General features: G+C 72.9%; 18 protein-coding genes. 14 read left to right on the forward strand and 4 right to left on the reverse strand.

From position 1 onward, the window contains the following. The first annotated feature begins 13 nt into the window (after nt 1-13). The 4 genes from D7231_RS13415 to D7231_RS13430 are packed head-to-tail and all read left to right on the forward strand — an operon-like array spanning nt 14 to nt 4,192. Nucleotides 14-1,186 carry an acyl-CoA dehydrogenase family protein gene (locus tag D7231_RS13415; RefSeq protein WP_120755651.1) on the forward strand — a complete coding sequence of 391 codons (1,173 nt, stop codon included), beginning with the start codon at nt 14-16 and terminating at the stop codon, nt 1,184-1,186. 57 nt (nt 1,187-1,243) lie between these two features. Beyond that, nucleotides 1,244-2,449, forward strand: a complete 1,206-nt coding sequence (locus tag D7231_RS13420) for an acyl-CoA dehydrogenase family protein (RefSeq protein ID WP_120755652.1) — start codon at nt 1,244-1,246, stop codon at nt 2,447-2,449. Further along, nucleotides 2,446-3,672, forward strand: coding sequence for an MFS transporter (locus tag D7231_RS13425; RefSeq protein ID WP_147449715.1), 1,227 nt, complete (start codon nt 2,446-2,448; stop codon nt 3,670-3,672). Before D7231_RS13420 ends, D7231_RS13425 begins: the two co-directional genes overlap by 4 nt. A gap of 10 nt (nt 3,673-3,682) precedes the next feature. Continuing rightward, nucleotides 3,683-4,192 (forward strand): flavin reductase family protein, encoded by a 510-nt coding sequence (locus tag D7231_RS13430; RefSeq protein WP_120755654.1) that lies wholly within the window; start codon nt 3,683-3,685, stop codon nt 4,190-4,192. Nucleotides 4,193-4,574: 382 nt separating this feature from the next. Here the strand turns inward: D7231_RS13430 and D7231_RS13435 are convergent, their stop codons facing one another. Both D7231_RS13435 and D7231_RS13440 read right to left on the reverse strand, forming a co-directional pair. Next, the gene (locus D7231_RS13435) at nt 4,575-6,938 is read right to left on the reverse strand and encodes an MFS transporter (protein ID WP_120755655.1); all 2,364 of its coding nucleotides are present in this window, start codon (nt 6,936-6,938) and stop codon (nt 4,575-4,577) included. A gap of 233 nt (nt 6,939-7,171) precedes the next feature. Continuing rightward, nucleotides 7,172-7,615 carry an SRPBCC family protein gene (locus tag D7231_RS13440; RefSeq protein ID WP_120755656.1) on the reverse strand — a complete coding sequence of 148 codons (444 nt, stop codon included), beginning with the start codon at nt 7,613-7,615 and terminating at the stop codon, nt 7,172-7,174. A 204-nt stretch (nt 7,616-7,819) separates the two neighbouring features. Between D7231_RS13440 and D7231_RS13445 the strand changes: the two genes are divergently transcribed. Next, on the forward strand, nt 7,820-8,848 hold the full coding sequence (locus D7231_RS13445; protein ID WP_120755657.1) for an Rv2578c family radical SAM protein: 1,029 nt from the start codon (nt 7,820-7,822) through the stop codon (nt 8,846-8,848). A 19-nt stretch (nt 8,849-8,867) separates the two neighbouring features. Here D7231_RS13445 and D7231_RS13450 read toward each other — a convergent pair whose 3' ends face one another. Further along, nucleotides 8,868-9,497, reverse strand: a complete 630-nt coding sequence (locus D7231_RS13450; protein ID WP_241999697.1) for a HEAT repeat domain-containing protein — start codon at nt 9,495-9,497, stop codon at nt 8,868-8,870. Between the two features lie 319 nt (nt 9,498-9,816). Between D7231_RS13450 and D7231_RS13455 the strand changes: the two genes are divergently transcribed. From D7231_RS13455 to pssA, 9 genes are all read left to right on the forward strand, one after another. Continuing rightward, on the forward strand, nt 9,817-11,643 hold the full coding sequence (locus D7231_RS13455) for a 3-hydroxyacyl-CoA dehydrogenase family protein (RefSeq protein WP_120755658.1): 1,827 nt from the start codon (nt 9,817-9,819) through the stop codon (nt 11,641-11,643). Nucleotides 11,644-11,743: 100 nt separating this feature from the next. Next, a complete protein-coding gene (locus tag D7231_RS13460) occupies nt 11,744-12,583 on the forward strand; it encodes a TetR family transcriptional regulator (protein ID WP_120755659.1) in 840 nt (279 codons plus the stop codon). Nucleotides 12,584-12,977: 394 nt separating this feature from the next. Beyond that, a complete protein-coding gene (gene ccrA, locus D7231_RS13465; RefSeq protein WP_120755660.1) occupies nt 12,978-14,315 on the forward strand; it encodes a crotonyl-CoA carboxylase/reductase in 1,338 nt (445 codons plus the stop codon). Nucleotides 14,316-14,325: 10 nt separating this feature from the next. Further along, nucleotides 14,326-16,338, forward strand: a complete 2,013-nt coding sequence (locus tag D7231_RS13470; protein ID WP_120755661.1) for a protein meaA — start codon at nt 14,326-14,328, stop codon at nt 16,336-16,338. Further along, nucleotides 16,335-17,306, forward strand: a complete 972-nt coding sequence (locus D7231_RS13475) for an HpcH/HpaI aldolase/citrate lyase family protein (RefSeq protein ID WP_120755662.1) — start codon at nt 16,335-16,337, stop codon at nt 17,304-17,306. The genes D7231_RS13470 and D7231_RS13475 overlap by 4 nt, the downstream gene beginning before the upstream one ends. 5 nt (nt 17,307-17,311) lie before the next feature. Then, nucleotides 17,312-17,824 (forward strand): MaoC family dehydratase, encoded by a 513-nt coding sequence (locus tag D7231_RS13480; RefSeq protein WP_120755663.1) that lies wholly within the window; start codon nt 17,312-17,314, stop codon nt 17,822-17,824. Further along, nucleotides 17,824-19,065, forward strand: a complete 1,242-nt coding sequence (locus D7231_RS13485; RefSeq protein ID WP_120755664.1) for an acyl-CoA dehydrogenase family protein — start codon at nt 17,824-17,826, stop codon at nt 19,063-19,065. Before D7231_RS13480 ends, D7231_RS13485 begins: the two co-directional genes overlap by 1 nt. Nucleotides 19,066-19,235: 170 nt before the next feature. Then, complete coding sequence (locus tag D7231_RS13490; RefSeq protein WP_120755665.1) at nt 19,236-19,892, forward strand: phosphatidylserine decarboxylase; 657 nt, start codon at nt 19,236-19,238, stop codon at nt 19,890-19,892. Further along, nucleotides 19,879-20,727, forward strand: coding sequence for a CDP-diacylglycerol--serine O-phosphatidyltransferase (gene pssA / locus D7231_RS13495; RefSeq protein WP_120755666.1), 849 nt, complete (start codon nt 19,879-19,881; stop codon nt 20,725-20,727). The genes D7231_RS13490 and pssA overlap by 14 nt, the downstream gene beginning before the upstream one ends. Before the next feature lie 108 nt (nt 20,728-20,835). Here pssA and D7231_RS13500 read toward each other — a convergent pair whose 3' ends face one another. Then, a complete protein-coding gene (locus D7231_RS13500) occupies nt 20,836-21,969 on the reverse strand; it encodes a glycerate kinase (RefSeq protein ID WP_120755667.1) in 1,134 nt (377 codons plus the stop codon). Nucleotides 21,970-22,043 lie beyond the last annotated feature (74 nt).

The raw sequence follows: 22,043 nt of genomic DNA on the forward strand, positions 1-22,043 counted from the left end.
TGCAGTAGACCGTTTGCTGCGTTCCGGGCCCGCCGGGGCCGAGGCCGTGGTCGACGCGTACCGCGACCGGGCCCTGCCCCTGGTGGAGCAGCTCGCCGGGAAGGGCTTCCGCGACCAGTGGGCGGCCCTCGCCGGGCTCGGCGTGCTCCGTCTCGACCCGCCGGAGACGGAGACCGGGCCGGAGCCGGGGGCGGCCGCGGACGCCGCCCCCGGGCCCGTCACCCGCTCGCTCGCCATGATCGAGGGCATCGGCCTGGCCGGCGTCGACCCCGGCGTCGTCTACGCGATGGCCTCCCAGGTGTTCGGCATGGAGTACCCGCTGCGCGCGGCGCTCCCCGCCGAGGCATGGCGGGCCGTGGCCCGCATCCAGGACGGCGGGGAGCTGCTGTGCCACGCGCTCACCGAGCGCAAGGGCGGCAGCGACCCGCTGTCGATGGACACCGTGGCCCGGCGCGACGGCGACGGCTACGTGCTGGACGGCGCCAAGACGTTCATCACGGCGGCCCCGGTGGCCGATCTCGCGCTCGTCTTCGCCCGCACCGGCGAGGGGCGTTCGCCGTTCTCCCTGTCCGCGTTCCTGTTCCCCGTCGCCACGCCGGGCGTCACCCGTGCCGACGCCTTCGCCAAGACCGCGCTGCCCGGCGTCCCGATGGGCGAGCTGGTCTTCGACGGCGTGCGGCTGCCCGCGGGCGGCCTCGTCGGCGGGGAGGGCTCGGGGCTCGCGCTCCTGACCTCCACCACCACGTGGGAGCGGGCCCTGCTGCTGGGTTACGCCCTCGGCCCCATGCGCCGCACCCTGCGGCGCCTGACGGACTGGGCGACCGAGCGCGGCCACTTCGGCCGCCGCATGGGGGCCAGCCACCAAGTGGCCTCCCGCATCAGCGACATGGCGCTCGTCCTGCACCGCTCCCGCACGCTGCTGTACGGCATGGCGGCGCGGCTGGACGCGGGCACGCCCCCGCGGCGGCTGTCGGCGGAGGCCGCCCTGACCAAGATCTCGGTCTCCGAGGACTACGTCCGGCTGACGGAACACGCCACCGCGCTGTCCGGCGTACGGGCCTTCATCGCCGATTCCGAACTCCCCGCCGATCTGCACAGCCCGATGGCGGCGCTGACGTATGCAGGCCCCAACGACCTGCTGCGCATCGGTGTCGCCCGTGAATTCGGGCTCCCCGTCGAGAACTGATTCCCGCGCCCGAAGAACGGTTCCCGCGCCGGGAACCCGATTTCCGAAAGGCCCCTCATGGCCCTGTCCTTGCCCACCGGGCTGCTGCCCGCCGAATTCGACGAAATCCTCGCGCTCGCCGAGGAGACGGGGGCGGCCCTCGCCCCCCACGCGGCCGACGTGGACGCGGGCCGTTCCGCCGGCCACGAGACGTACCGGATACTGCGCGAGGCGGGCCTGCTGGGCCTGCTCGTCCCGCGCGAGGCGGGCGGGGCGGGGCTCGGCTTCGCCGCCTACTCGCGGGTGCTGGCCGTGCTCGGCGCCCACAACGGCGCCGCCGCCCTCGGCTTCAACATGCACAACGTCGCCATCGGCTCGCTGTGCGAGTCCGCCGGCACGCCCCTGCCGCCCGCGGCGGAGGCCTTCCGGAGCCGGCTGTTCGACGAGGTGGTCAACGGGCGGAAGCTGTTCGCCTCCGCCACCTCCGAGGCGGGCAGCGGCGCGAAGCTGCGCGGCGTGCGCACGTCCTACCGCCGCACCGACGACGGCGGTTACGTCATCACCGGCGAGAAGTCGTTCGTCTCGCTGGCGGGCGTCGCCGACTACTACGTGGTCGCCGCCCGCGCCGAGGGCACCGAAGGCAGCGGCGAGGTCTCGCACTTCGTCGTCGCCGCGGACGATCCGGGCGTGAGCTTCGGGGAGGTGCACAGCCTGTCCGCGATGTACGGCACGAGCACGGCGGGCATGGTCCTCGACGCGGTGACGGTGCCGCGCTCGCGGCTCTTCCTCGGCGTCGAGGGCATGTCCCTGTACAAGCTGGTGCGCGAACCGCACTGGATGATCGCCGGGTACACGGGCGCGTACCTGGGCATCGCCGAGGCGATCCTGCGCTTCACCACCGACCACGTGGCCGCGTCCCCCGAGCGGGCCGGCTCGCCGGTGCTCCAGCGCGAGCTCGGCCGGATGTCCGCGCGGCTGGCCGCGGCGCGGGCCCTCGTCGCCGAGGCCGGGGCGCGCGTCGACGCGGGCCGGGGCGGCGCCGAGGCCAACGCCGCGGTGCACGCCGCGAAGTACGTCGTCGGCGAGACCGGGCCCGCGCTCGCGCAGGACGCCGTCCGCATCTGCGGTTCGGCCGCGGTGAGCCGGTCCCTGCCGCTGGAGCGGCTGCTGCGCGAGGCGTCCTTCGCCTCGGTGATGCCCGCCAAGCCGGAGGAGTGCCTGGAATATCTCGGCAAAGCCGCGCTCGGTGTCAACCTGTACGACGCGACCGCCTTCGACTGGTGAGGGCTCACACGCAGCGGCGCGCCGGGGTGGCGGGGGCCGGGGTCCCCGCCACCCCGGGCATCCCGCGCTCCGCCGTCCCCGCCGTGACGTACGTACTGTTCGCCGTGATGACCGGCGGCACCGTCCCGACGCCCGTCTACGCCCTCTACGCGCAGCGGCTGCACCTGTCCCCGCCCGTCGTCGCCCTCGTCTTCGCCGCCTACGCGGTGGGCATCCTGGCCGCCCTGCTGCTCTTCGGCGGCCTCTCGGACAACATCGGGCGGCGGGCCACGCTCGTCCCGGCGCTGGCCGTGGCCGTGGCGAGCAGCGTCGTCTTCATCGCCTTCCCGTCGCTTCCCGGGCTGTTCGCCGGGCGGCTGCTCTCGGGGATCTCGGTGGGGCTGACGACCGGCGCGGCCACCGCGTACCTGAGAGAGCTGCACCCGTCGCCGCCGCGCGCCGCCCTGATCGCTTCCGTCACCAACATGGCCGGGCTCGGCAGCGGGGCGCTCCTGTCGGGCGTGCTCGTGGAGTACGCGCCCTCGCCGACCGTGCTGCCGTACGCCGTCCTGATCGGACTGCTGCTGCCCGGCCTGGCCGTGTGGGCGCTGCCCGAGCGGGCCGCCCCGCGCGGCGGCGGCATCCGCCCGCAGCGGATCGGCGTGCCGCCGGCCGTGCGGCGCCCGTTCGCCGCCGCGGCGGCCGCGGTCTTCGCGTCCTTCTCCCTGCTGGGCCTGCTGGCCGCGCTCGCCGGCAACTTCCTCGTGCAGGGGCTGCACAACCACAGCCACCTCGCCGTCGGCCTGGTCGCGTTCAGCGCCTTCGGCTCGGCGGGGGCCGCCCAGCTCCTCGCGGCGCGGCTCGCGCCCCGCACCGGGCTGATCGTGGGCATGACGGCCGTCCCTCTCGGGCTCGCCCTGATCGTCACCGGTCTGTCGGCCGCGTCCCTGCCCGTCTTCCTGTGCGGCTCCCTGCTGGGCGGCGCGGGCGCGGGCACGTCCTTCAAGTCCGGCCTGGCGCTGGTGACGGCCCAGGCGTCGCCCGACCGCGTCTCCGAACTGGTCTCCGGCTTCTTCGTCGCCGCGTACCTGGGCCTGACCGTGCCGGTCGTCGGCGTCGCCGTGCTGCTGGCGAACGGCACGCTCATGACGGCGGCCGGCGTCTTCGCCGCGGTGATCACGGTGCTGTGCCTGGGCAGCATCGGCGTCACCACGGCCCTCGGCAACCGCACCACGAACCGATGAGGACCCCGCCATGACCACCGCGCTCTCCCCCGTCGACCCCGACAGCTACCGCACCCTGATGGCCTCCCACCCCGGCGGGGTGGCCGTGGTCACCACGCACGACGGCCTCGGCACGCCGTACGGCTTCGCCTGCACCGCGTGGTGCGGGGTGTCCCTCGACCCGCCGCTGCTGCTGGTGTGCGCCTCCAACACGGGCAGCACCCTGCCGGTGCTCGCCGAGCGCGGCTGGTTCGCCGTCAACCTCCTGCACGGGGCGGGGCGGCGCGCGGCGGAGGCCTTCGCGCACCGGGGGGCCGGCCGCTTCTCGGCCGTCCCCTGGGTGCGGTCGCCGGCCACGGGCCTGCCCCTGCTCCCGGAGGACGCGCACGCGACGGCGGAATGCCGCGTCCACCGGCTGGAGCCTGCGGGTGACCACACGGTGATAATCGGCGAAATCTTCCGCGCGGACACCCTGCCGGGGACCGACCAGGGCCCCCTCCTCTACGGCAACCGCAGGTACGCGGAGTGGCCGTCGCCGTAACCGGGAATTCCCCTCCGCCGCCACCGATTCCGCCGGACCCTCACCATCGTGGCCGAGCACCACGGCGGCGGAAGGGGGTGCCCGGCACCCCGGACCGGATTCTTCCCGCCGCAGCGGAGGGGACGCCCCTCCCGGCGGAGCCGGGAAAATCCTCCCGCCGCAACGGCGATACGCCACCACGGCGAGGGTCCGGCGGCATCAAGAACGGCCGCCACCGATTCCGCCGGACCCTCACCATCGTGGCCGAGCACCACGGCGGCGGAAGGGGGTGCCCGGCACCCCGATCCAGGCCTGCCGCGGCGGAGGAGGGTCGGCGAGGCACCGCCGCGACGAGAGGTGCCGCACCCCGGAGTTCCCGGAACCCAGCCGGACGGCTAGTCCGCTAGTCCGCGTGGCCCAGTTGGAGGTCGCGTTCCGTGCGGCCTCCGCCCGCGACCTGGAGGACCGTGGCCACCGGCGGGTACCCCGCGGCGATGACCGTGTACTCCCCGGCCGACAGGTCGACGAAGCGGAACGCCCCGTCGGACCCGGTCGTCGCCGTGTCGACGACGTTGCCCGCGGCGTCCAGCAGCGTGACGCGCGCGTCCTCGACGAGCCGCCCGCCGCCCGCGCGGACCACGCCCCGCAGCACCGCGCCGCCGGCCAGCTCGATGTCCTGGCGGGTCTCGCGGCAGGACTGGACGGTGACCGGAAGGGCGGCCGGCCGGAAGACGGGCGCGCTGCCGGCGAGCGTGTACTCCCCGGCGATGAGCTCGCCGATGTCGTAGCCGCCGTCGCGCCCGGTCCGCGTGGAGGCGACGACTTCGCCGTGCACGTTGGTCAGAGTGACCAGAGCGTCCCGTACGGGCGACCCGTCCGCGGTGAGCACGGTCCCGGCGAGCCGCCCCGCGCCGCCGAGGACGACGTCGAGCTCGACGGGCCGTTCGCCGACGGTGACGGTGACGGCCTGCGGCTGGTGACCGCCGGCCGCCGCGATGAGGACGTAGGAGCCGGTGCCGGGCGTGCTGAGCGCGTACCGCCCGTCCTCGCCGGTCGCGCCGCGCCCGACCTGCCGGCCCCCGCCGTCGATCAGGGTGAGGGCGGCGCGCGGAACGGTCGTGCCGTCGTGGTGCTGGACGACCCCGGTGACGGGGATGCCGGGGACGAACGGCGGCGGCTCCTCCTCCGGCGGGGCGGTCCGCGCCGAGGGGATGACGGGGGCTTCTGCGAGGTTTTGGGACACCGGCGGTTTCTCCTTCAGCAGGAAGGCGAGTAAAAGGCCCAGGAAGAGGACGGGTACGAGGTACAGGAAGACCGGCGGCAGGGCGTGCGCGTACGCCCGTACGTAGCCGCCGCGGAGCTCGGGGGGCAGGTCGCGGAGCACCCACGGGGTGAGCGGGCTCACGGCCCCGCCGTCGACGAGGCGGCGGGCGAACAGGCTGCCGAGGGCGCCCGCGCCGACCGCGCCGCCGAGCTGCCGGAAGTACGTGGCGGCTCCCCCGGCGGCGGCCCGGTCCGCGGCGGGGACGGAGCGCTGCGCGGCCCGGAGGGCGGCCGGCACGGCGAGCCCGGCGCCGGTGCCGAGGAGCGCGGTCCACAGCGTGTAGGCGGGCCAGGTGGTGCCGGTGCCGAGCCGGGAGAGCAGGAAGGCCCCGGCGGCGGCCGCGGCGCACCCCGCGGCGGCGAAGAGCCGGCAGCGGCCCGTGCGGCGGGCGAGCTGTCCGCTGATGAGGGAGCCGAGGACGGCGCCGGCCGTCAGGGGCAGCACGAGCAGCCCCGCACGGACGGCGCCCGCGCCGTCGGCCATCTGCAGGAAGGTGGGCAGATAGCCGACGGCGCCGAAGAGGGCCGCTCCGGTGGCCGCGCCGAGGACGGCGCAGGCGACGAAGACCGGGTTGCGCAACAGCCGGGGCGGAAGGAGGGGTTCGGCCGCGAGGTTCTCGGCGACGACGAGGAGCAGCGCGGTGCCGAGCGCGGCCGCGGCGAGCCCGAGGGTGACGTGGGAGTGCCAGGGGCGGGCGGTCCCGGCGCGGGCGGCCAGCAGGACGAGGCAGGCCGAGAAGGCCGTGAGCAGCAGCGCGCCGAGGACGTCGAAGCGGGCGCGGCGCGCGGGCCCGGGGAGCCGCGGGCCGAAGGCGGCGGCGAGGAGGGCGAGCGCGCCGAGGGGGACGTTGAGGTCGAAGCACCAGCGCCAGGAGGCGTGGTCGGTGAGGAGGCCGCCGAGCGGGGGCCCGGCGGCGGTGGCGAGCCCGAACACGGCGGCGGCCGCGCCGAGATGGCGGGCGCGCTCGCGGGCGGGGACGAGGCCGGCGATGATCGCGTGGGCGCCGGCCAGCACTCCGCCGCCGCCGATCCCTTGCAGGGCGCGGAAGGCGACGAGCTGGTCCATGGTGTGCGCGCGGGCGGCGAGGGCGGAGGCGGCGGCGAGGAGGACGAGGGCGAAGGCGAACACGCCCTTGCGGCCGGTGCTCTCGCCGAGCCTGCCGCACACGGGCAGGGCGGCGGCGGAGCCGAGCAGGTAGGCGGTGATCACCCAGGGCGTCCGGCCGGGGCCGTGCAGTTCGCCGGCGATGGCGGGCAGGGCGGTGACGACGACGGTCTGGTCGAGCGCGGCGAGGAGCAGCGCGAGGAGCAGGGCGGCGAGGACGACGCGCAACCTCCCCCGGCCCGCGGGGGGTTCGGGGGGCGCCCCGAACGCGGGGACGGGGTCGGGTGCGGGCAGGGCGGGCGCCGGCCCGTCGCTCTGTACCAAGGTGGTCCCGCCCACGTACCGCTCCCCTCGTAGCGCCTGCTATCGCCGCCCTTTTCTCGCATTTCGCGACAACGGCGGGCAACCGAGGGGATTGACCCGAGAGGCCATCTGTGGGGCTTTTGCGCCGGTCGGAGGCATACGACGGCCCGGTGCGGCACCGGGGAAACCACCCGAAACGGTGAAGCCCGGACCGCGACCGGTCCGGGCTTCCACCGTTGGTGGCGCGGCTGCGCGCGGGCTGCGCCGGGCTACTTCTCGACCTCCGCGGCCAGCTTGGCGAGCACCGCGTCGTAGATGCGGCCGAGGCCCTTGGGGGCGAAGGTGCGCTCGAAGAAGCCGCCGACGCCGCCGGCGCCGTTCCACACGGTGCTCACGACGGCCTTGGCCTTGCCCTCGCCGGCCGGGGTGACGGTCCAGGTGGTGACCATGGAGGAGTTGCGGTCCTTCTCGACCAGCTGCCCGGTGGTCGGCTCGGTGACCTCCAGCAGGCAGTCGCGGACGCGCTTGCTGGTGGCCTGGAGCTTCCAGTGCACCAGGGTGCCCTCGCCGTCCCCGCCCTCGCGCACCTCGTACTCGCTGAAGTGCTCGGGCAGCAGCTTGGCCCGGGTGCCGGTGTAGTCGGCCAGCGCGTCGAACACCTCCTCGGGGTCCGCCGCGATGATCCGCTCCGTGGTGGCCTCGACCTGGCCCATGGCTTGTCCTCCGGACGTCGTACCGAACTGCTACGTGCTTCGACTGCATTGCTACGTGCTTCGCGCACAGCCAACCACCAACGCCACACCCGCCCAAATCCGGACCCCCTCACCCGGCGCGAACATGTGTTCTAATCTCGACGGGAGGGATCGAACATACGAACGGCTCGGAACGACTCGGCATCGACGCGAAGGAGGACCGCCATGCGCTGGTCCGGCTTGGGTGACGAAGACGCCGCCGGCGCCGCCACGGGCGCGCTCTTCGGCACCGGCGTGGTGACGCGCACCCTGGACACCCCCGAGTTCCGGGGGATCACCTTCCACGAGGTCCGGGCGAAATCGGTCGTCAACCGGGTGCCGGGCGCCTCCCGGATGCCCTTCGAGTGGACCGTGAACCCGTACCGCGGCTGCACGCACGCGTGCGTGTACTGCTTCGCCCGCAAGACCCACAGCTACCTCGACCTGGACACCGGCCTCGGCTTCGACTCCCAGATCGTCGTCAAGGTCAACGCCCCGGAGGCGCTCCGCCGCGAGCTGGCCGCCCCGCGCTGGCGCGGCGAGCACATCGCCATGGGCACCAACGTCGACTGCTACCAGCGCGCCGAGGGCCGCTACCGCCTGATGCCCGGCATCATCGCGGCGCTGCGCGACCGCGCGAACCCCTTCTCGATCCTCACCAAGGGCACGCTGATCCTGCGCGATCTGGAGCTGCTGCGCGAGGCCGCGGCCGTCACCGACGTCGGGGTGTCGGTCTCGGCCGGCTTCCTCGACCGCGAGCTGTGGCACACGGTCGAGCCCGGCACGCCCTCGCCCGAGCGGCGGCTGGACGCCGTCCGGACGCTCACCGCCCACGGCATCGCCTGCGGCGTGCTGATGGCCCCGGTCATCCCCTTCCTCGGCGACTCCCCCGAGCAGCTGCGCGCCACGGTCCGCGCCGTCGCCGCCTCCGGCGCGACCTCGGTCACCCCGCTCGCCCTCCACCTGCGCCCCGGCGCCCGCGAGTGGTTCACGGCCTGGCTGGCCCGCCACCACCCGCACCTGGTGCGCCGCTACGAGACGATGTACGCGGACGGCGCGTACGCCCCCAAGTGGTACCAGCGGCGCATCACCCGCCAAGTCCACGAATACGCGGCGGAGTTCGGCATAGGCCCCACACCCCCCGGCGCCCACCGCAACGTCCCCGCGCCGCCTCCCCCCGCGCCGCCTCAGGCGACCCAGCTGACCCTGCTGTAGGGCCCGCGGGCCCGGCCGGTCAGCCGAGCCGGGCCAGGGCCTCGTGGGCCGCGGCCCGCAGCCGTTCGTGCTCGCGGGCGGCGACCAGGGCGTCCTCGGCGCGGCGGTCGCCCAGGGCGCCCAGGCCCTCGACGCAGGCGCGGGCGATCGGCCAGCAGTGGTCACGGGCCGCCAGCAGCCGTTCGAGCGTGGCGAGCAGGGCGGGCACGGACTCCGGGGCGCGAAGCTCGGTCAGCAGGCGGACGGGGTGGAGGGCGTAGGCGGTGCGCAGCGGGTTGGTGGCGAGGGCCGCGGCCGCGCGGGCGGTACGGGGGTCGCCGAGGCGGGCGAGGGCGAAGGCGGCGGTGGCGCAGCGCACCGGTTCGCGGTAGTTGAGGAGCAGTATGAGCGTCTCGAAGGCCCGCCGGTCGCCCTCCGCCCCCAGGACGAAGGCGGCGATCTCGCGGGCCCACAGCGGCTGTTCGGGGGCGACCAGCATGCCGGCGAGCTCGTCCCGGCGCCCGCGCCGGGCGGGCGGGCCGCCGTCGCGGGAGCGGACGAGCGCGAGCAGCCGCTCGAAGCCGGCGAACTCGGCGGACGTGGCCAGCTCGGCCCGCACCCGCTTCACCAGCGCACGGAATTCCTCTTCTGCCCTCTCGGCTCCTGTCACTGCCCGCTTCTCCTCCCCGAGTGGCCTGCGCCACATAGTAGGTCGCACGTCCGCCCCCTGGCGCTCTTGGTTACCCGTGAGTTAATCTCCCGGCAAGAGCGGCATCCCCGCTCGGGCGGCCTGGTGACGCAGCCGCCCGCTCGCTTCGACGTCGGTTCGTCGGTTCGGCCCGTCGAGTACGGCACGGCCCCGGGACAGGGCCTGCCGGTCGTTCAACTCCCTTTCCGCGGTCGTCCCTTACCCGTACCCGGAAACGCATCCGACCGACGCATCCCCGCGCGACCCCGCGCGCACGGGGACCTCCCTCTGGAGTCTCGCGATGGACCGTACGTCCACCCCTCCGCCGACCTCCCTCCCGTCTCCCGCCCCCTTGCGGACCGTCGCCGTCGTGGGCCTCGGCACCATGGGCGCCGGCATCGCCGAAGTCCTGGTCCGGGCCGGCCGCGACGTCGTCGGCATCGACGTCTCGGAGGCCGCGGCCGCGCACGCCGTCCGCGCGCTGGAGACCGCCACCGCCCGCGCGGTGCGCCGCGAGCGCATCACCGAGGACGAGCGGCGGGCCGCGCTCGCCCGCTTCCGCACGGCCACGGACCTCCGGGCGGCGGCCGGCGCCGACCTCGTGATCGAGGTCGTGCCCGAGGACTACGCCCTCAAGCACGAGGTGTTCACGGCGCTGGACGCGATCGTGCGCCCCTCGGCGATCCTGGCGACGGGCACCAACGCCCTGTCGGTGACCCGGCTGGCCGCCGACTCGGCCCGCCCCGAGCGCGTCCTGGGGCTGCACTTCTTCAACCCCGCGCCGGCGATGAAGCTGGTGGAGGTCGTCTCGTCGGTGCTGACCGCGCCCGCCGCCGTCTCGGCCGTCACCGCGCTCGCCCGCGAGCTGGGCAAGGAGCCCGTCGCGGTCGGCGACCGGCCCGGCTTCGTCGCCGACGGCCTGCTGTTCGGCTACCTCAACCAGGCGGCCGCGATGTACGAGTCGCGGTACGCGACGCGCGAGGACATCGACGCGGCGATGCGGCTGGGCTGCGGCCTGCCGATGGGCCCGCTCGCCCTGCTGGACCTGATCGGCGTCGACACCGCGCGCACGGTCCTGGAGGCCATGTACGCGGCCTCCCACGACCGGCTGCACGCGCCCGCCCCTGTCCTCGGCCAGCTCGCGGAGGCGGGCCTGACCGGCCGCAAGGCGGGCCGCGGCTTCTACACCTACGACGGCCCGGACTCGGCCGTGGTCGTGCGGGACGCGCTGACGCCCGGCGGCGCCGGGGGCGGGGCCGCGGCCGGGCCGCGCGAGGTGCGCGCGGTCGGCGTGGCCGGGTCGGGCACGATGGCGAGCGGCATCGCCGAGGTCTTCGCCAAGGCCGGCTACCGCGTGGTGCTCGCGGCGCGCACGCAGGAGAAGGCCGAGGCCGCCAAGGTGCGGGTGGCCAAATCCCTCGCGCGCTCGGTGGAGAAGGGCCGCCTGACGGCCGCCGAGCGGGAGGCGGCCCTGGCGGCGCTCACGCCGGCGGGCTCGCTGGACGCGTTCGCCGACGTCGACCTCGCCGTCGAGGCGGTCGCGGAGGACCTGGCCGTCAAGCAGCAGCTGTTCGGCACGCTCGACAAGGTCTGCAAGCCGGGCGCGGTGCTGGCCACGACCACGTCCTCGCTGCCGGTCGTCGCTCTCGCCCGTGCCACCTCGCGCCCGCAGGACGTCATCGGGATGCACTTCTTCAACCCGGCGCCGGCGATGAAGCTCGTGGAGGTGGTCCGTACGGTCCTCACCGCGGACGACGCGCACGCCACCGTCCGCGCGGTGTGCGCGAAGGTGCGCAAGCACGCCGTGGACTGCGGCGACCGGGCCGGGTTCATCGTGAACGCCCTGCTGTTCCCGTACCTGAACAACGCGGTGAAGATGGTGCAGGAGCACTACGCGACCCCGGACGACATCGACGCGGCCATGAAGCTCGGCGGCGGCTACCCGATGGGCCCGTTCGAACTGCTGGACGTCGTGGGGCTGGACGTGTCCCTGGCCATCGAGAAGGTCCTGCACCGCGAGTTCCGCGACCCGGGCCTCGCGCCCGCGCCCCTCCTGGAGCACCTCGTGGCGGCGGGCTGCCTGGGGCGCAAGACGGGCCGCGGCTTCCGCGAGTATGCGAAGGCCTGACAGGACGGCGCGCGAGCGCGACGCGGGCTGGGGCGGACTGCTCGAACCGGGGGACGGTCCGTCCCGGCGCGCCCGTACGGACGCGTGTTACGTTCCCCACATGCCCCAGCCCGCCAAGGCCGTCCGCGCTCCGCGCACGGCCGACGAAACACCCCGTGAGACCCGAGATCCGCACCCCGGCCCCGAGAGCGCCGGCAGCCGCCGGGCCGCCGCGCAGCGCCTGACCATGCGCCGCAAACTCGCCACCGCCGCGATGGAGTTGTTCGCGACCAAGGGCTACGAGGCGACGACCGTCGACGAGATCGCGGCGGCGGCCGGCGTCGCCCGCCGCACCTTCTTCCGCCACTTCCGCTCCAAGGAAGAGGCCATCTTCCCCGACCACGACGACACCCTCGTACGGGCCGCGGGGGTGCTGGACGCGGCCCCGCCGCACGAGAACCCCCTCGACACCGTCTGCCGGGGCATCAAGGAGGTCATGCGGATGTACGCGGCCTCCCCGGCCGTGTCCGTCGAGCGCTACCGCCTGACCCGCGAGGTGCCCGCCCTGCGCGAGCGCGAGATCGCCTCCGTCGCCCGCTACGAGCGGCTGTTCACCCGCTATCTCCTCGGCCACTTCGACGAGGGCGCGCACCACGTCGGCGACGACGACCCGCTGCTCGCCGAGGTCGCCGCGTCGGCCGTGGTCACCGCCCACAACCACGTGCTGCGGCGCTGGCTGCGCGGCGGCGGGCAGGGCGACGTGGAGACCCAGCTCGACCACGCGTTCGCGATCGTGCGGGAGACCTTCGGCACGGGCATCGGGGCCGGCCGCGCCCGCCAGGACGAGGCCCCGGGAGCGAGCGCGCGGGCCGAGGGCGAGGTCCTGGTGACCGTGGCCCGGACGGACGCGCCGCTGGACGAGGTCATGCGCGCGATCGAGAAGGCGCTCAAGAAGAAGTAGGACATCACCCGATATTTACCGACGAAGGCCGCCCCCGAGGGGCGGCCTTCGTTGCTCATGCGTGCCCTCCGGATGACATCTGAGAGAAATTGTTGGCACCGAGTGTCTTGTCGTGTGGCACGGCGTGCCATACGTTGTGCGTGTCCGGGCGGCCGGCGCGCAGACAGAAACCGTCGCGCGCCGGCTGTCCCCACAAGCATCTTGTGCGCCCGGACGCCTGCGTCACAGGCACTCCCACCGCGCCCACCGGCGCCGGGTCGAAGCTGCACAGAGCACCGCCTCGCACCGCCCCGCACCACCCGCCGAACCGACGGCACCGCCTCAGCTCCTTCCTCGCACCACCCCCGACGTTCCCTCAAGCCGTTCCCCAACGTGCTTCGCCGGAGGCAATACCGTGAACCAGATACTCGACGCCATCCTCGCGCCGGACAGCACGCCCGAGGACTTCGCGGCCCTGACCGTCCCCGACTCCTACCGCGCGGTGACCGTGCACAAGGACGAGGCGGGCATGTTCGAGGGCCTCGCCACGCGGGAGAAGGACCCGCGCAAGTCGCTGCACGTCGAGGAGGTGCCGGTGCCCGAACTCGGGCCCGGCGAGGCGCTCGTGGCCGTCATGGCCAGCTCGGTGAACTACAACTCCGTCTGGACCTCGATCTTCGAGCCGCTGTCCACCTTCGGCTTCCTGGAGCGCTACGGAAAGCTCTCCCCGCTCGCCAAGCGGCACGACCTGCCGTACCACGTCATCGGCTCCGACCTCGCGGGCGTCGTCCTGCGCACCGGCCCCGGCGTCAACCTCTGGAAGCCCGGCGACGAGGTCGTCGCCCACTGCCTGTCCGTGGAGCTGGAGTCGGCCGACGGCCACGGCGACACGATGCTCGACCCCGAGCAGCGCATCTGGGGCTTCGAGACCAACTTCGGTGGTCTGGCGGAGATCGCGCTGGTGAAGTCCAACCAGCTCATGCCCAAGCCGAAGCACCTGAGCTGGGAGGAGGCGGCCGCCCCGGGCCTGGTCAACTCCACCGCCTACCGCCAGCTCGTCTCCCGCAACGGCGCCGGCATGAAGCAGGGCGACAACGTCCTGATCTGGGGCGCGAGCGGCGGACTCGGCTCGTACGCCACGCAGTTCGCGCTCGCCGGCGGCGCCAACCCGATCTGTGTCGTCTCCAGCGACAAGAAGGCGGAGATCTGCCGGCGGATGGGCGCCGAGGCGATCATCGACCGCTCCGCCGAGGACTACAAGTTCTGGAAGGACGAGCACGAGCAGGACCCGCGCGAGTGGAAGCGCTTCGGCAAGCGCATCCGCGAGCTGACCGGCGGCGAGGACGTCGACATCGTCTTCGAGCACCCGGGCCGCGAGACCTTCGGCGCCTCCGTCTACGTCACGCGCAAGGGCGGCACGGTCGTCACCTGCGCCTCGACCTCCGGCTTCAAGCACGAGTACGACAACCGCTACCTGTGGATGTCACTGAAGCGGATCGTGGGCTCGCACTTCGCCAACTACCGCGAGGCGTGGGAGGCCAACCGGCTCATCGCCAAGGGCAAGATCCACCCCACGCTGTCGAAGACGTACCGCCTGGAGGACACCGGGCAGGCCGCGTACGACGTGCACCGCAACCTCCACCAGGGCAAGGTCGGCGTGCTGGCGCTGGCCCCCGAGGAGGGCATGGGGGTCCGCGACGAGGAGATGCGGGCCCGGCACATCGACGCCATCAACCGCTTCCGGAACGTGTGAGAGCGCAGGAATGACTGAGCGTCAAAAGGACCGGCCCTGGCTCATGCGGACCTACGCCGGGCACTCCACCGCCGAGGCGTCCAACGAGCTCTACCGGCGCAACCTCGCCAAGGGCCAGACCGGTCTCTCGGTCGCCTTCGACCTGCCGACGCAGACCGGCTACGACTCCGACCACATCCTCGCGCGCGGCGAGGTCGGCCGGGTCGGCGTGCCGGTCGCGCACCTCGGCGACATGCGGCGGCTGTTCCAGGACATCCCGCTGGAGCAGATGAACACCTCCATGACCATCAACGCCACCGCCATGTGGCTGCTGGCGATGTACCAGGTGGTCGCGGAGGAGCAGGGCGCCGACGTCACGAAGCTCCAGGGGACGACGCAGAACGACATCGTCAAGGAGTACCTCTCGCGCGGGACGCACGTCTTCCCGCCGGGGCCGTCGCTGCGGCTGACCACCGACATGATCACGTACACGGTCAACAACATCCCGAAGTGGAACCCGATCAACATCTGTAGCTACCACCTACAGGAGGCGGGGGCCACTCCGGTCCAGGAGATCTCGTACGCGATGTCCACGGCGATCGCCGTGCTGGATGCGGTGCGGGACTCCGGCCAGGTCCCCGCCGACCGCTTCGGCGACGTGGTCGCCCGCATCTCCTTCTTCGTCAACGCGGGCGTCCGCTTCGTCGAGGAGATGTGCAAGATGCGGGCCTTCGGGCGCATCTGGGACCAGGTCACCCGCGAGCGCTACGGGGTCGGCAACCCCAAGCAGCGCCGCTTCCGCTACGGCGTCCAGGTCAACTCCCTCGGCCTGACCGAGGCCCAGCCGGAGAACAACGTCCAGCGCATCGTCCTGGAGATGCTGGCCGTGACCCTCTCCAAGGACGCCCGCGCCCGCGCCGTGCAGCTGCCGGCCTGGAACGAGGCGCTGGGCCTGCCCCGGCCCTGGGACCAGCAGTGGAGCCTGCGCATCCAGCAGGTCCTCGCGCACGAGAGCGACCTGCTGGAGTACGACGACATCTTCGCGGGGTCGCACGTCATCGAGGCCAAGGTGGCCGCCCTCGTCGAGGAGTGCCTGGCGGAGATCGAGCGGATCCAGCGGATGGGCGGCGCGATGGCGGCCGTCGAGTCCGGCTACCTGAAGTCGCAGCTGGTCTCCTCGCACGCCGAGCGCCGGGCCCGGATCGAGGCCGGCGAGGAGAAGATCGTCGGCGTCAACTGCTACGAGTCGACCGAGCCCAACCCGCTCACCGCCGACCTCGACACCGCGATCATGACCGTGGACCCGGCCAACGAGGCCCGGGTCGTGGCCTCCCTGCACGCCTGGCGCGACGACCGCGACGAGGCCCGCGCGCAGGAGTCGCTGTCCGCGCTGAAGAAGGCGGCGGCGGGCTCGGACAACCTGATGGCGGCCACGCTGGAGTGCGTCCGGTCCGGCGTCACGACCGGCGAGTGGTCGTGGGCCCTGCGCGACGTCTTCGGGGAGTTCCGCGCCCCCACGGGCGTGAGCAGCGCCCCCGTCGCGGTCGCCGCGGAGGCCGGCACGCCGCTGGCCGCCGTCCGCGCCAAGGCGGCCCGCACGGCCGAGCAGCTGGGCGGCGGCCAACTGCGCCTGCTGGTCGGCAAGCCCGGCCTGGACGGCCACTCCAACGGCGCCGAGCAGATCGCCGTCCGCGCGCGCGACGCCGGCTTCGAGGTGGTCTACCAGGGCATCCGGCTGACCCCGGAGCAGATCGTCTCGGCGGCCGTCGCCGAGGACGTGCACTGCGTCGGCCTGTCGATCCTCTCCGGGTCGCACGCCGAGCTCGTCCCCGACGTCCTGGCGCGGATGCGCGACGAGGGGGCCGGCGACGTCCCCGTCATCGTCGGGGGCATCATCCCGTCCGCGGACGCCGCCGCGCTGCGGGCGGCCGGCGTCGCCGCCGTATTCACCCCCAAAGATTTCGGCATCACGGAGATCATCGGACGTATCGTCGACGAGATCCGGAAAGCGAACCACCTCGACCCGCTGGAGGTCCCCGCATGAACACGCCCGCACCCCAGAAGCCGCTGCGCCCGCGCCGCTCGTGCCTCGCGGTCCCCGGCAGCAACCCGCGCTTCCTGGAGAAGGCCCAGGGCCTCCCCGCCGACATGGTCTTCCTCGACCTGGAGGACGCCTGCGCCCCGCTGGCCAAGGAGGGCGCCCGCCACCTGGTCGTGGACGCGCTCAACAACGGCGACTGGACCGGCAAGACCACGGCCGTCCGCGTCAACGACTGGACGACGCACTGGACGTACCGCGACGTCGTGACGGTCGTGGAGGGCGCGGGCCCCAACCTCGACTGCATCATGCTGCCGAAGGTCCAGGACGCCCAGCAGGTCGTCGCCCTCGACCTGCTGCTCACCCAGATCGAGAAGACCATGGGCTTCGAGGTGGGCCGCATCGGCATCGAGGCGCAGATCGAGAACGCCAAGGGCCTGGTGAACGTGGACGAGATCGCCGCCGCGTCGCCGCGCATCGAGACGCTCATCTTCGGCCCGGCCGACTTCATGGCCTCGATCAACATGCGGTCCCTGGTCGTCGGCGAACAGCCGCCCGGCTACCCGGCGGACGCCTACCACTACATCCTGATGCGCATCCTGATGGCGGCCCGCGCCCTCGACGTGCAGGCCATCGACGGCCCGTACCTCCAGATCAAGAACATCGACGGCTACAAGGAGATCGCGCGCCGTTCGGCGGCGCTGGGCTTCGACGGCAAGTGGGTGCTGCACCCCGGCCAGGTGGACGCGGCCAACGAGGTCTTCTCCCCCTCGCAGGAGGAGTACGACCACGCCGAGCTGATCCTCGACGCGTACGACTGGTGCACGTCGGAGGCCGGCGGCAAGAAGGGCTCGGCGATGCTCGGCGACGAGATGATCGACGAGGCCAGCCGGAAGATGGCCCTGGTGATCGCGGGCAAGGGCCGGGCGGCGGGGCTGACCCGTACGTCGAAGTTCGAGATCCCGGAGGCCTGAGCACCGTGCAGTTCGGCCGGACTTACGAAGAATTCACCGTCGGCGACGTCTACAAGCACTGGCCCGGCAAGACGGTCACCGAGTACGACGACCATTTGTTCTGTCTGCTGACCATGAACCACCACCCGCTGCACATGGACAGCAACTACGCGGAGAAGACGACCGATTTCGGCAAGAACGTCGTGGTCGGGAATTACGTCTACTCCCTCCTGCTGGGCATGTCCGTCCCCGACGTCTCGGGCAAGGCGATCGCCAACCTGGAGGTCGAGTCGCTGAAGCACGTCGCGCCGACCTTCCACGGCGACACGATCTACGGCGAGACGCGCGTGCTGGACAAGACGCCGTCGAAGTCGAAGAGCGACCGCGGGATCGTGTACGTCGAGACCATCGGCTACAAGCAGGACGGCACCGTGGTCTGCACCTTCCGGCGCAAGGTGATGGTGCCCACCGCCACGTACATCAAGGAGCGCGGCGGGGAGCAGCCCGGCCGCCCCGAGCCGATCATCCGGGAGAAGTGATGGGCCGCCTGGCGCAGACGGACGGGCTGACGGACGTCCAGCAGGAGATCCTCTCGACGGTCCGCGACTTCGTCGACAAGGAGATCATTCCGGTCGCCACGGGTCTGGAGCACCGGGACGAGTACCCGTCGCAGATAGTCGAGGGCCTCAAGGACCTCGGGGTGTTCGGGCTGATGATCCCGGAGGAGTACGGCGGGCTGGGTGAGTCGCTTCTCACATACGCGCTGTGCGTGGAGGAGATCGCCCGGGGCTGGATGAGCGTGTCGGGGATCATCAACACGCACTTCATCGTGGCGTACATGCTCAAGCAGCACGGCACCCAGGAACAGAAGGACTATTTCCTGCCAAAGATGGCGGCGGGGGAGATCCGGGGCGCGTTCTCGATGTCGGAGCCGGGTCTCGGCTCGGATGTGTCCGCTATCACATCGAAGGGCGTGCGGGACGATGGGGGCACCTCCCGCTCGAGCGAAGCCGAGAGCGGGGGAGAGTACGTCCTTACCGGCCAGAAGATGTGGCTGACGAACGGCGGCACCTCGACGCTGGTGGCGGTGCTCTGCCGGACGGACGAGGGGCATCCCGAGGGGACCGCGCCGCACAAGTCGATGACGACCTTCCTGATCGAGAAGGAACCGGGATTCGGTGAGGTCAAGCCGGGGCTGACCATCCCCGGAAAGATCGACAAAATGGGTTACAAGGGCGTCGACACCACTGAGCTGATCATGGACGGGCTGCGGGTGCCGGCCGACCGCGTGCTCGGCGGGGTCACGGGGCGCGGCTTTTACCAAATGATGGACGGCGTCGAGGTCGGCCGGGTCAACGTCGCGGCGCGTGGCTGCGGAGTCGCGCAGCGTGCGTTCGAGCTGGGTGTGTCCTATGCGCAGCAGCGGCAGACCTTCGGAAAACCGATTGCTCAGCACCAGGCGATCCAGTTCAAACTTGCCGAAATGGGGACAAAGGTCGAAGCCGCGCATGCGATGATGGTTAATGCGGCCCGGAAGAAGGACTCGGGCCGGCGCAACGATCTCGAGGCCGGAATGGCCAAGTACCTGGCCTCCGAGTACTGCAAGGAGGTGGTCGAGGACGCGTTCCGCATCCACGGCGGATACGGGTTCTCGAAGGAATACGAGATCGAGCGCCTCTACCGAGAGGCCCCCATGCTGCTCATCGGTGAGGGAACGGCAGAGATCCAGAAAATGATCATCGGTCGCCGGCTACTCGAGGAGTACCGGATCCAGGGATAAATATTCCGGTTAGGGGTGATTTGACCGAGAAGAAGATCACACCCAGTCATCGGACTTCGGCCATGGACTGGCTCTGGCGCTTAGCCAGTTGCCGGTCGCAACCGATAGCATCCCCGGAAAGCCGCCGTCCCCCAATCGTTTCGCGGCACCCTCCGCTACGAAGGTCACCCATGCCCCACAGCTCTTCCTCTGCACACCGCGACAGCCTCGCCGGCGTTCGCCTCGCGCGCGGAGCATCGCCGTGGCTCCTCCCGACCGTCGCCACGGCGGCGGTAAGCCTCTCCCGCGCCCGGCGCTCCGGGCGCTGGGCCGCGCTGGCCGTGCCCACCACCGCGCTCGCGGCGGGCATGCTGTGGTTCTTCCGCGACCCCGATCGCGAGATCGCCACCGGCCGGGTCATCTCCCCGGCCGACGGCGTGGTGCAGAGCATCATGCCGTGGAAGGACGGGCGCACCCGTGTCGCGATCTTCATGAGCCCGCTGAACGTCCACGTCAACCGGGCGCCGCTGGCCGGCACCGTGACGTCCGTCGAGCACATCCCCGGCGGTTTCGTTCCGGCGTTCAACAAGGAGAGCGAGAACAACGAGCGCGTCGTCTGGCACTTCGACACCGAGCTCGGCGACATCGAGATGGTGCAGATCGCCGGTGCCGTCGCCCGTCGCATCGTGCCCTACCTCACCGCGGACACCAAGGTGGAGCAGGGTGAGCGGATCGGTCTGATCCGCTTCGGTTCGCGCGTCGACGTCTACCTCCCGGAGGGCGTCGAGGTGGCGGTCGAGGTCGGCCAGAAGACCACCGCGGGGGTGACACGCCTTGACCGTGATTGATCAAGAGGCATCCTGGGTGCCCGAGGCGGACGAGGCCGAGGACGCGGAGACCATCCCGCTGTCCACCCGGCTCTCAATAGCGGACACGCTCACGCTCGGTAACGCGATCTGCGGGTTCATGGCGGTGTACTTCACCACCACCGGCGTCCTCATCCCCCACCTCACGGGGAACGAGGACGGCGGCATGGCCCGCCACAGCGCGGCCACCGCGGTCATACTGATGCTGCTCGCATCGGTCTTCGACCTCTTCGACGGGCTCGTCGCGCGCAAGCTGCGCAGCTCGGCGATGGGCGCGGAGCTGGACAACCTCTCCGACCTGATCAGCTTCGGGCTCGCCCCGGCGTACTTCGTGGTCGTGTGGGGCATGGTCGCCGACGACGCCCACCAGCGGGTGTCGGCCGTGGCCGCGGTCGTGGTGCTGCTGGCGGTCGTCCTCAGACTGGCGCGCTTCTCGTGCGTCCAGCTGCGGGACGGCATCTTCCAGGGCATGCCGAGCCCCTTCGGGGCGCTCACGGTCGTCTCCATCGTGCTGCTGGAGCTGCCGTTCGTCCCGACGCTGCTCGCGATCGTGGGCGTGGCGTGGCTGATGGTGAGCCGGGTCGAGTACCCCAAGCCGCGGGGTCGCCTCGCGGTGGCGATGCTCAGCTGGATCGTGCTCAGCATGGGCCTGCTGGCGGCCTGGGCGTTCGACGCGCCCGGCGGCGAGCTGCTCCTCCAGACGGGCTGCGCGCTCCAGGTCGTCCTGGGCGCGGTGATCCCCCTCTTCGCGACGGCACGCCGGGTGAACACCTTCCGCGACAACCGCCGCGAGGCGAGGGCGACGCAGTTGCCGTAGCGGGTTTGACCAAGCGGGGCGGCCCCGGACCTTTGGGTCCGGGGCCGCCCTTTTGCCTTGCCGGGCGGCGGCGGACAACCCCCACCGGACGTGCCCGGCGGTGCCGGGCTACCGGAAGTGGTCCTCCGCGATGCGTTCTGCGACGCGTTCCAGCAGGGGCCCGGCAAGGGCCATGCAGCGGGCAGGGTCCGGCTCCAGGGACGTCAGGGCGTACGCGCGCCCGATGCCCGCCGCCGACAGGGCCTCCGTGGACAGGGCCAGCCGGCCGCAGACGGCCACGACCGGCACGCCCCGTTCGCGGGCCGCCCCGGCCACCCCCACCGGCGCCTTGCCCCGCAGGGTCTGCGCGTCGAGGGAGCCCTCACCCGTGATGACGAGGTCCGTGCCGGCGAGGGCGCCGGCGAAGCCGAGGACGTCGAGCATGACCTCGATGCCGGGCCGGAAGACCGCGCCGAGCCCGGCCAGGGCCCCGTACCCGAGCCCGCCCGCGGCGCCCGCACCGGCCGCGCCCGTGAGCGCGCCGCCGTCGAGCACGGCGGCGTAGTGCGCGAGCGCGGCGTCGAGCAGGGCCACGTCGTCCGGGCCGGCGCCCTTCTGCGGCCCGTAGACGGCCGCGGCGCCCGCCGGCCCGGTCAGCGGGTTGTCGACGTCGCTCGCAAGGACGAGCCCGACGGCCCGCAGCCGCGGGTCGAGCCCCGACAGGTCGGCCGTGGCGAGCCCGGCCAGGGCCGCTCCCCCGGGCCGGACCGGCGCACCCGAGGCGTCCAGGAGCCGCGCGCCGAGCGCGCTGAGCATCCCGGCCCCGCCGTCCGTCGTGGCGCTGCCGCCGATGCCGAGGACGAGCGTGCGCGCGCCCGCGTCGAGCGCGGCCCGCAGGAGCTCACCGGTCCCGTACGTGGTGGCGGTGAGGGGCGCGGGCACCCCGCCCGGCAGCCGCCGCAGCCCGGACGCCTCGGCCATCTCCACGACCGCGGTGCCGCCGCGCAGCGCGTACGCGGCGGTGACGGGCGCCCCCACCGGCCCCGTCACCGTCACCTCGCGCCGCGCGAAGCCGGCGGCGACCGCCGCGTCGACCGTGCCGTCCCCGCCGTCGGCGACGGGCAGCGCGGCGACGTCGAGCTGCCGGCCGGCGGCGTCCGCGCCCCGCCGCAGCCCGGCGGCGACGTGCCGGGCGACCTCGACGGCCGTCAGGGAGCCCTTGAACTTGTCCGCGGCGATGAGCACCCGTACGGCGTCCGTCATTGCGCGCCACCCCTCGCTTCGAGCCCGGCCGTGCCGCCTGGACCCTACCGGGGCGGATCCGCCGTTGCCCATGC

Source organism: Streptomyces klenkii (assembly GCF_003626645.1).
Taxonomy (GTDB): Bacteria; Actinomycetota; Actinomycetes; order Streptomycetales; family Streptomycetaceae; genus Streptomyces; species Streptomyces klenkii.

Bases quoted from the DNA above. Each gene is read 5' to 3' on its own strand.
- D7231_RS13470 (WP_120755661.1), top strand. From the start codon at position 14,326: ATGACTGAGCGTCAAAAGGACCGGCCCTGGCTCATGCGGACCTACGCC.
- D7231_RS13420 (WP_120755652.1), top strand. From the start codon at position 1,244: ATGGCCCTGTCCTTGCCCACCGGGCTGCTGCCCGCCGAATTCGACGAA.
- D7231_RS13440 (WP_120755656.1), bottom strand. From the start codon at position 7,615: ATGGGCCAGGTCGAGGCCACCACGGAGCGGATCATCGCGGCGGACCCC.
- D7231_RS13455 (WP_120755658.1), top strand. From the start codon at position 9,817: ATGGACCGTACGTCCACCCCTCCGCCGACCTCCCTCCCGTCTCCCGCC.
- D7231_RS13445 (WP_120755657.1), top strand. From the start codon at position 7,820: ATGCGCTGGTCCGGCTTGGGTGACGAAGACGCCGCCGGCGCCGCCACG.
- D7231_RS13500 (WP_120755667.1), bottom strand. From the start codon at position 21,969: ATGACGGACGCCGTACGGGTGCTCATCGCCGCGGACAAGTTCAAGGGC.
- D7231_RS13490 (WP_120755665.1), top strand. From the start codon at position 19,236: ATGCCCCACAGCTCTTCCTCTGCACACCGCGACAGCCTCGCCGGCGTT.
- D7231_RS13485 (WP_120755664.1), top strand. From the start codon at position 17,824: ATGGGCCGCCTGGCGCAGACGGACGGGCTGACGGACGTCCAGCAGGAG.
- D7231_RS13475 (WP_120755662.1), top strand. From the start codon at position 16,335: ATGAACACGCCCGCACCCCAGAAGCCGCTGCGCCCGCGCCGCTCGTGC.
- D7231_RS13460 (WP_120755659.1), top strand. From the start codon at position 11,744: ATGCCCCAGCCCGCCAAGGCCGTCCGCGCTCCGCGCACGGCCGACGAA.
- D7231_RS13430 (WP_120755654.1), top strand. From the start codon at position 3,683: ATGACCACCGCGCTCTCCCCCGTCGACCCCGACAGCTACCGCACCCTG.